Origin of the sequence: Streptomyces sp. NPDC004667 (assembly GCF_040609475.1) — a bacterium.
GTDB lineage: Bacteria > Actinomycetota > Actinomycetes > Streptomycetales > Streptomycetaceae > Streptomyces.
In genome coordinates this window covers 122,422-130,151 of the sequence record NZ_JBEXKC010000014.1, presented here as the reverse complement: position 1 = coordinate 130,151, position 7,730 = coordinate 122,422, and the positions used below count along the sequence as shown (strand labels likewise).

The following is a 7,730-nucleotide window of genomic DNA, read 5'->3' as shown; positions in this document are numbered from 1 at the left end:
TACCCGTAATCGGGTCAACACACACTTAGAGCGGGCACGTCATGTCGGAATATGACCGACGCGCCACAACGTCCTCGCTGTGTTTGGTTGCCTGCCGAAGCAGGACTTTTTCAAAGGAACCTCATCCACCGAAGTGGACGGGGTATCAACTTCTGGCGTTGATTTTTGGCACGCTGTTGAGTTCTCAAGGAACGGACGCTTACTTTGTACTCACCCTCAGTAACACTTACTGGGGCTTTCCTCCGGGCTTTCGTTCTGTTCTTGCGTTTCCGACTCTATCAGAGTCTTTCGCGCTTCGCTTTCCAGGTTCTTCGCTTTCACGTTTTCCCTTTCCGGCGATTCCAACCTTACCAGATCATTTCCGCGCCGTTTCCGGTTCTGGATTTGAATTCGGTGACCGTTGGAGGGTCTGTGCCTTTCGGCGCTCCGCTACGTTAGCGCTTTCCCCTTCCGGCTCATAATCGAGCCGGCGGGCAGGGAATTCGGGCATGCCGAATGGGCCCCCGCCAGGGGTAAGTCGTAGGTAGTGGTTTCGCCACTCTGGGGGTCTGCGAAGGCAGTACCCCGTTCAAGCGGCTCGGGCTACGTTAGGCGTCCGTCACGGCCGAGTCAAGTTGCTCGGCGGCGTGGTGCGTGAGGGCGGTAGGGGCTCACCGTAGGGTCGCCGGTGATCCAGTAGCGGTAGGGGTGTGCGGCCCCCGCACCCCCGACCCCCGTGCGGGGTCCGTTGCTCACCAGGTCGGGCGGGGTGGCGTTGCCGGTGAGGAGGGACAGGGGGGAATCGGGGCCGGCGCAGAGGTCCGTACCGTCGAGGGAGCGGTCGACATCGAGGGCCGTGGCCAGACGGGCCGGGCCCTTGGCCAGTTCTCGGGAGGTTCTGGCGGAAAGTCGACGTTTGGCTGCGAGGTCGGCGCCCACCGTGACCTCCCCGGCGCGCAGCAGGACACCGCTCGCGTGGCCGGGCGGGCCACACACCAGGTTGAGGCTGAACCACATGCCATAGATGAAGTAGACGTACGCGTGTCCGGGTGGGCCGAACATGGACGCGTTGCGGGCGGTGCGGCCGCGGTAGGCGTGGGAGCCGGGGTCGGTCGTGCCCTCGTAGGCCTCGACCTCCGTGATGCGCAGTTCCACGGGGCCGTCCGGCGTGCGGCGGACGAGGACGCGGCCCAGCAGGTCGGGGGCCACGGTGAGGACCGGCCGGTCGAAGAAGGGCCGGGCCAGGGGCGTACGGTCGGGGCGCGCGCTCATCCGGTCGAGCGTAGTGGAACGGGCCCCCGTGCAACCGGGGCCTAAGGTTCCGCGTTGGTAAGGGGTAGGCGCGACGTAGTCGCCAGATCCTTAGATCCGTATCAGGGGAGATTGAGCATGGGGTTCAGGAAGCTGTTCGCGAGCCTGGGTGCCGGTGGTGCTTCGGTGGACACGATCATCACCGAGCCGAACGTCGTGCCGGGTGGGATCGTGCAGGGCGAGGTCCGGATCCAGGGCGGGGCCGTGGAGCAGCAGATCGAGGGGCTGTCCGTCGGCCTCCAGGCGCGCGTGGAGGTGGAGGGCGGCGACCACGAGTACAAGCAGGACGTCGTCTTCACCAAGCAGCGTCTCGGCGGTGCCTTCCAGGTGCAGGCCGGCGCGCTGCACGTGGTGCCGTTCGGGCTGGAGATCCCGGCGGAGACGCCGATCACCCACTTCGGGGGTCAGCACCTGCACGGGATGAGCATCGGGGTCAGCACCGAGCTGGAGATCGCGCGCGCGGTGGACGCGGGCGACCTCGACCCGATCAACGTGCACCCGGTGCCGGCGCAGCAGGCGATCCTCGACGCCTTCCGGCAGCTGGGCTTCTCGTTCCGCAGCGCGGACATGGAGCGCGGGCACATCCGCGGCACCCGGCAGACTCTGCCGTTCTACCAGGAGATCGAGTTCCTGCCGCCGTCGCAGTACCGCGGTCTGAACCAGGTGGAGCTGACCTTCGTCTCGGACGGCCGTGAGATGGACGTCGTGCTGGAGATGGACAAGAAGCCGGGCCTGTTCAGTGAGGGCAGTGACACCTACCGCTGCTTCCAGGTGGGTCTGCAGTCGTACGAGGGAACGGACTGGGCCGCGTACCTGAACCAGTGGATCGCGTCGGTCGGTTCGCAGCGCAACTGGTTCTAGGCTCGGGCCCGTACGCCCGTACGCGTTTCCCCTCAGGAGGTACAGCAGTGGCCGAACAGAACAGGGCTCCCCTTCCGCACGCTTTCCACCCGGAGGTTCCTTCCTTCACGGTGACGAGCGACGACGTCGCACAGGGGGCCGATCTGCACGCGGCCCAGGTGCTGACGGGCAAGAACGTCTCGCCGCAGCTGCGGTGGGAGGGCTTCCCCGAGGGGACGAAGAGCTTCGCGGTGACCTGCTTCGACCCGGACGCCCCGACGGGCAGCGGGTTCTGGCACTGGGTGCTCTTCGACCTGCCGGTCTCGGTGACCGAGCTGCCGGCCGGTGCGGGGAGCGGGGACTTCGCCGGGCTGCCCGAGGGTGCGGTGCACGCGCGGAACGACTACGGCACGCGTGACTTCGGCGGCGCGGCTCCGCCGCGCGGGGAGCGGCACCGGTACGTGTTCACCGTGTACGCGGTGGACCGGGAGCAGCTCGGGCCGGACGAGGACTCGTCCCCGGCGGTCGTCGGTTTCCATCTGCGCTTCCACGCGCTGGGTCGCGCCCAGCTGATCGGTGAGTACGAGGCTCCGTTGCGCTGATCGTTCTCCGCGTGTTCGCCCGGTCCTGGTCTAAAGACGGCCAGGACCGGGCATTTTTATTGCGTTGTCCCGCGTGGCGCGCGCGGCCAGAGTGGTTGCGGGCCCTGCCGCCGGGGTGGTCGCGGGCCTGCACACGGGAGGTGGGCGAGATGCGGGACACGCTGGTGCTGAACGCGAGCTTCGAGCCGTTGTCGACGGTGACGCTGAACCGGGCCGTGGTCCTGGTGCTCCAGGACAAGGCCGTGGTCGAACAGTCGCATCCCGAGCTGCGTGTGCGTGCGGCCACCATGGAGTTGCCGATGCCGCGGGTTATCCGGTTGTGCAGGTATGTGCGGGTGCCCTTCCGAAGACATGCTCCCTGGTCACGGAGGGGGGTGTTGGTCCGGGACCAACACCGGTGCGCGTACTGCGGGAAGCGCGCGACGACCGTGGACCACGTACTGCCGAGGGCGCAGGGCGGTGGGGACACCTGGCTGAACACGGTGGCCTCCTGCGCCGAGGACAACCACCGCAAGGCGGCGCGGACTCCTGAGGAGGCGGGGATGCCGTTGCTGCGCAAGCCCTTCGTCCCGTCTCCTGCCGACGCGATGCTGCTGGCCCTCGGGGTGGGCGGGCAGGACGGGCTGCCCGAGTGGCTCGGGCGTAGCGCCTGAGCCACTCGTCCGCTGGGCGGCGTACTCCTCGTACGCCGTTCAGCGGAGGAGGAGCTGGACGATCGCGAGGATCCCGACCGTCACGATGACTCCGCGCAGGACGGTCGGCGGGAGGCGCCGGCCGACCTTGGCGCCGATCTGGCCGCCGATGGTGGAGCCGACGGCGATGAGGACCACGGCCGTCCAGTCGAACTCGGCGACGAAGAGGAAGAAGACGGCCGCGATGCCGTTGACGAGGGCGGCCACGACGTTCTTGACGGCGTTGATCCGTTGCAGGTCGTCGTGGAGGAAGAGGCCCATCAGCCCGAGGTAGAGGACGCCCTGCGCGGCGCCGAAGTAGCCCCCGTAGGCGCTGGCGAGCAGCATTCCGGTCATGAGGGCCGGGCCGCCGTCGGGGTGGGCGGTGTCGCCGCCGGCGGCTTCCTGGCGGCGGCGCACGGCTGCGGCGAGGCGGGGCTGGAGGACGACGAGGACGAGTGCCAGGCCGATGAGGACGGGCACGATCGTGTCGAAGGAGTCCGACGGCAGGTTGAGGAGCAGGATCGCACCCGCGAGGCCGCCGACGAGGGAGACCGCGCCGAGGCGCAGGACGCGGGCGCGCTGGCCCCGGAGCTCCTTGCGGTAGCCGAAGGCCCCGCTGAGGGAACCGGGCACCAGGCCGAGGGTGTTGGAGACGTTCGCGGTGACCGGGGGCAGTCCGGTGGCGAGCAGCACCGGGAAGGTGATCAGGGTGCCGGAACCGACGATGGTGTTGATGGTGCCGGCGCCGATTCCGGCGGCGAGGACCGCGAGGGAGTCCCAGAAGGACGCTGAGAGCGGAGACATGGACGGAGCCATCCCCTTTGCGTGAGTGAGTCGCCTCCCCGCCATGAAGGTCGAGGGGCCTCACCGATCATGCACGAGGGGAGGGCGCCTCAGTCGATGGGGGGCTGTTCCCGGCGCTCCTTGACGCTGTCGGCCTCGGGGGCGCCCTTGCCGGGGGCCTGGGGGTTGAAGCCGCCCGAACCGCCGCCCAGGGGGCCGAAGTTGCCCATGGCCCCCGAGAGGCCCTTGAGGGCGTCGCCGATCTCGCTGGGCACGATCCAGAGCTTGTTGGCGTCGCCCTCGGCGATCTTCGGGAGCATCTGGAGGTACTGGTAGGCGAGGAGCTTCTGGTCGGCGTCGCCGGCGTGGATGGACTCGAAGACCGTACGGATGGCCTGGGCCTCGCCCTCGGCCTTCAGTGCGGCGGCCTTGGCCTCACCTTCGGCGCGGAGGATGGAGGACTGCTTCTCGCCCTCGGCTCGCAGGATCTCGGACTGGCGGACACCTTCGGCCTGGAGGATCGCGGCGCGCTTGTCGCGGTCGGCGCGCATCTGCTTCTCCATCGAGTCCTGGATGGAGGTCGGCGGCTCGATCGCCTTGAGCTCGACGCGGTTGACGCGGATGCCCCACTTGCCTGTGGCCTCGTCGAGGACTCCGCGCAGGGCGGCGTTGATTTCCTCGCGGGAGGTCAGCGTCCGCTCCAGGTCCATGCCGCCGATGATGTTGCGCAGGGTGGTGACGGTGAGCTGCTCGATGGCCTGGATGTAGCTGGCCACCTCGTACGTCGCGGCGCGGGCGTCGGTCACCTGGTAGTAGATGACGGTGTCGATGTTGACGACCAGGTTGTCCTGGGTGATGACCGGCTGCGGCGGGAAGGGGACGACCTGCTCGCGGAGGTCGATCCGGTTGCGGATCGAGTCGATGAACGGGACGACGATGTTGAGGCCCGCGTTGAGGGTGCGGGTGTAGCGGCCGAACCGCTCGACGATGGCTGCGCTGGCCTGCGGGATCACCTGGATCGTCTTGACCAGGGCGATGAAGACCAGAACCACCAGGATGATCAGGACGATGATGATCGGTTGCATGCGGTTCCCCGTGCCCTTCCGGCTGTCTGTGCTGCCCCGTTCAGCGGAGTCTCGCAGACCCCGGGGCCGCGGGTGGGCTGCTTGCTCACATGACGACCGCGGTCGCCCCGTCGATGTCGACGACGTCGACGGACTGACCCGGTTCGAAACTGCTGTCGACGTCCAGGGTGCGGGCGGACCAGACCTCGCCCGCGAGCTTGATCCGGCCGCCGCTGCCGTCGACGCGTTCGAGGACGAGGGCGGATCTGCCCTTCAACGCCTCGATTCCGCTGCGGTGTTGGGGCCGCTGGTCCCGGTGGCGGTTGGCGATCGGCCGGACGACGGCGATCAGCGCGACCGACACGATGACGAAGACCAGGACCTGTGCCACCACTCCCCCGCCGAGGGCCGCCGTACCGGCGGCCGCGAGGGCGCCGACGGCGAACATGCCGAACTCCGGCAGTGCGGTCAGGACGAGCGGGATGCCCAGTCCGGCCGCGCCGATGAGCCACCACACCCACGCGTCGATGTTCACATCGTCATGGTAGGTCGGGTGGGTGCGGTCCGGACAGGGCGCGAGCGCGGGCACGCGCCCCGGCCCTGCGGCGGACCGGGGCTCGGGAGCGCCTAGCGCAGGGGCAGGCCCTGGGCGGTCCAGCGGTCGTGGTCGTTGCGCTCGACGACCAGCGGGAGGCCGAAGCAGAGGGAGAGGTTGCGCGAGGTCAGTTCCAGGTCGATGGGACCGGCGGTGACGACCTTGCCCTGGCGGATCATCAGGACGTGCGTGAAGCCGGGGGCGATCTCCTCGACGTGGTGCGTGACCATGACCATCGACGGGGCCATCGGGTCGCGGGCGAGGCGGCCGAGGCGGCGTACGAGGTCCTCGCGGCCTCCGAGGTCCAGGCCCGCGGCGGGCTCGTCGAGGAGGAGCAGCTCGGGGTCGGTCATCAGGGCGCGGGCGATCAGGGTGCGCTTGCGCTCGCCCTCGGAGAGGGTCCCGAACTTCCGGTCGAGGTAGTCGCTCATGCCGAGGCGGTCGAGGAAGGCGCGGGCGCGCTGCTCGTCGACGTCCTCGTACTCCTCCTGCCAGGTCGCGGTCATGCCGTAGGCGGCGGTGAGCACGGTCTGCAGGACGGTCTGCCGCTTGGGGAGCTTGTCGGCCAGCGCGATGCCGGCGACGCCGATGCGCGGGCGCAGCTCGAACACGTCGGCGCCGGGCTTGCCGAGGGTGCTGCCGAGGATGGTGGCGGAGCCCTTGGTGGGGAAGAGGTAGCTGGAGGCGAGGTTCAGCAGCGTGGTCTTGCCGGCGCCGTTGGGGCCGAGGATGACCCAGCGCTCCCCCTCCTTCACCGACCAGGAGACCTGGTCCACCAGAGCCCGGCCCTCGCGGACCACGGATACGTCCACCAGCTCCAGAACATCGCTCATGAGCGTGTTGTCACCCCTTGCAGTCACGGTTCTCTGTGCGCGCCTGTAGGCGCGGCCCCAGGGGAAAACCTACGCCACTCTCGGAGGGCTACGGGCGCCAGGCCGGGTCCGGCGCCGGATCCGTAGAGTGGGGGGATGCTTTTCGAACCACGTTCAGGGCGGCTGGCCGCCTGGGGGAACGCTCTGCTGGCCGGTCTGGTCTCGCCCGACGAGGCCGCGCTGTCGATCGTGGGCGAGGACGCCGTGCACCGGGTGGCCGGGCTGCCGGGGGAGGCGGGGCCGGTCGGGCTCACGCTGGCGCTCGGGCGGCTGCGTGCGCTGGGGGTGAGCGGGCTGCGGGTGGCGCTGCCGGCGCCGGGGCATCCGCTGGGGCTGAGCGGCCCGCCGGAGTTCAACGCGCGGGCGCTGGAGGCCGAGGAGGCCGTGGTGTGCGTGGGTGCGGCGCTGGGTCTGGTGCCGGAGGTGACGGAGGCGGGCCCGGCCGGTGACGTGCACGTCTCGGTGCTGTGGCAGTGCCTGCCGGTGCGGGAGGCCCCGCCGGCGGACGTGCCCTCGCTCGGGGAGGCGGAGCGGGAGCTGGCGGAGGCGCTGCGCGAGGCGACGGTGGTGCTGACCCGGCTGGACGTGGCGGGGTCGGGTCCGGTGGCGCAGGCGGCGCTGTCGGCGTACCGGGCGCGGGCGGATGCGGGCCGTGACGCGCTGGCTCCCGGGTACCCGGCGCGGGCGGTACGGGTGCTGGCGCTGGCGCAGCGGGTGGATCTGATGGTGTCGCTGGCGTACGAGAACGGGCACGGCGGTGCGGTGGCCGCCTCGGAGATGGCGGCGCGGGCCGAGGCGCTGCGGCCGGTGGAGCGGGTGGCCCGGCGGGCGCTGGTCGCGGCGTACAACGCGGCGGTCGAGCAGCAGTAGGACCCGGCGGCCCCGGATGCTCGCGGGCCGGGCGCGAGCGGGCCGGGGTCGCGGGCCTGGCGCGAGCGGGCCGGGTGCGGGCCGGGGTCCCGGGCCAGGGTGCGTGCAGGCCGGGGTGCGGGCCTGGGTCGCGGGCCGGG

General features: G+C 70.1%; 9 protein-coding genes. 4 read left to right on the top strand and 5 right to left on the bottom strand.

Annotation, left to right across the window (positions count from 1 at the left end; genetic code table 11):
* Positions 1–609 precede the first annotated feature (609 nt).
* Positions 610–1,251 (bottom strand): DNA-3-methyladenine glycosylase, encoded by a 642-nt coding sequence (locus ABZW32_RS11165; RefSeq protein ID WP_356214147.1) that lies wholly within the window; start codon positions 1,249–1,251, stop codon positions 610–612.
* A gap of 117 nt (positions 1,252–1,368) precedes the next feature.
* Here ABZW32_RS11165 and ABZW32_RS11160 point away from each other — a divergent pair, with 117 nt between their 5' ends.
* From ABZW32_RS11160 to ABZW32_RS11150, 3 genes are all read left to right on the top strand, one after another.
* A complete protein-coding gene (locus ABZW32_RS11160; protein ID WP_356214145.1) occupies positions 1,369–2,151 on the top strand; it encodes a sporulation protein in 783 nt (260 codons plus the stop codon).
* A gap of 47 nt (positions 2,152–2,198) precedes the next feature.
* Positions 2,199–2,732: a YbhB/YbcL family Raf kinase inhibitor-like protein gene (locus ABZW32_RS11155; protein ID WP_356214143.1), complete on the top strand. Its 534-nt coding sequence runs from the start codon at positions 2,199–2,201 to the stop codon at positions 2,730–2,732.
* 149 nt (positions 2,733–2,881) lie between these two features.
* Entirely contained in the window at positions 2,882–3,385 is a 504-nt protein-coding gene (locus ABZW32_RS11150) for an HNH endonuclease (protein WP_030233558.1), read from the top strand.
* Positions 3,386–3,424: 39 nt separating this feature from the next.
* On the opposite strand, the gene ABZW32_RS11145 is transcribed toward ABZW32_RS11150, so the two are convergent.
* From ABZW32_RS11145 to ABZW32_RS11130, 4 genes are all read right to left on the bottom strand, one after another.
* Positions 3,425–4,210 carry a sulfite exporter TauE/SafE family protein gene (locus ABZW32_RS11145; RefSeq protein ID WP_356214141.1) on the bottom strand — a complete coding sequence of 262 codons (786 nt, stop codon included), beginning with the start codon at positions 4,208–4,210 and terminating at the stop codon, positions 3,425–3,427.
* Positions 4,211–4,299: 89 nt separating this feature from the next.
* Entirely contained in the window at positions 4,300–5,274 is a 975-nt protein-coding gene (locus ABZW32_RS11140; protein WP_356214139.1) for an SPFH domain-containing protein, read from the bottom strand.
* Positions 5,275–5,359: 85 nt separating this feature from the next.
* Positions 5,360–5,788, bottom strand: a complete 429-nt coding sequence (locus tag ABZW32_RS11135) for an NfeD family protein (protein WP_356214137.1) — start codon at positions 5,786–5,788, stop codon at positions 5,360–5,362.
* A gap of 92 nt (positions 5,789–5,880) precedes the next feature.
* Positions 5,881–6,681 (bottom strand): ABC transporter ATP-binding protein, encoded by an 801-nt coding sequence (locus tag ABZW32_RS11130; RefSeq protein ID WP_030233549.1) that lies wholly within the window; start codon positions 6,679–6,681, stop codon positions 5,881–5,883.
* Between the two features lie 135 nt (positions 6,682–6,816).
* Here ABZW32_RS11130 and ABZW32_RS11125 point away from each other — a divergent pair, with 135 nt between their 5' ends.
* On the top strand, positions 6,817–7,590 hold the full coding sequence (locus ABZW32_RS11125) for a hypothetical protein (RefSeq protein WP_356214135.1): 774 nt from the start codon (positions 6,817–6,819) through the stop codon (positions 7,588–7,590).
* Positions 7,591–7,730 lie beyond the last annotated feature (140 nt).

Coding starts and splice junctions, on each gene's coding strand:
- ABZW32_RS11150 (WP_030233558.1), top strand. CDS start 2,882: ATGCGGGACACGCTGGTGCTGAACGCGAGCTTCGAGCCGTTGTCGACG.
- ABZW32_RS11130 (WP_030233549.1), bottom strand. CDS start 6,681: ATGAGCGATGTTCTGGAGCTGGTGGACGTATCCGTGGTCCGCGAGGGC.
- ABZW32_RS11145 (WP_356214141.1), bottom strand. CDS start 4,210: ATGTCTCCGCTCTCAGCGTCCTTCTGGGACTCCCTCGCGGTCCTCGCC.
- ABZW32_RS11160 (WP_356214145.1), top strand. CDS start 1,369: ATGGGGTTCAGGAAGCTGTTCGCGAGCCTGGGTGCCGGTGGTGCTTCG.
- ABZW32_RS11125 (WP_356214135.1), top strand. CDS start 6,817: ATGCTTTTCGAACCACGTTCAGGGCGGCTGGCCGCCTGGGGGAACGCT.
- ABZW32_RS11140 (WP_356214139.1), bottom strand. CDS start 5,274: ATGCAACCGATCATCATCGTCCTGATCATCCTGGTGGTTCTGGTCTTC.
- ABZW32_RS11165 (WP_356214147.1), bottom strand. CDS start 1,251: ATGAGCGCGCGCCCCGACCGTACGCCCCTGGCCCGGCCCTTCTTCGAC.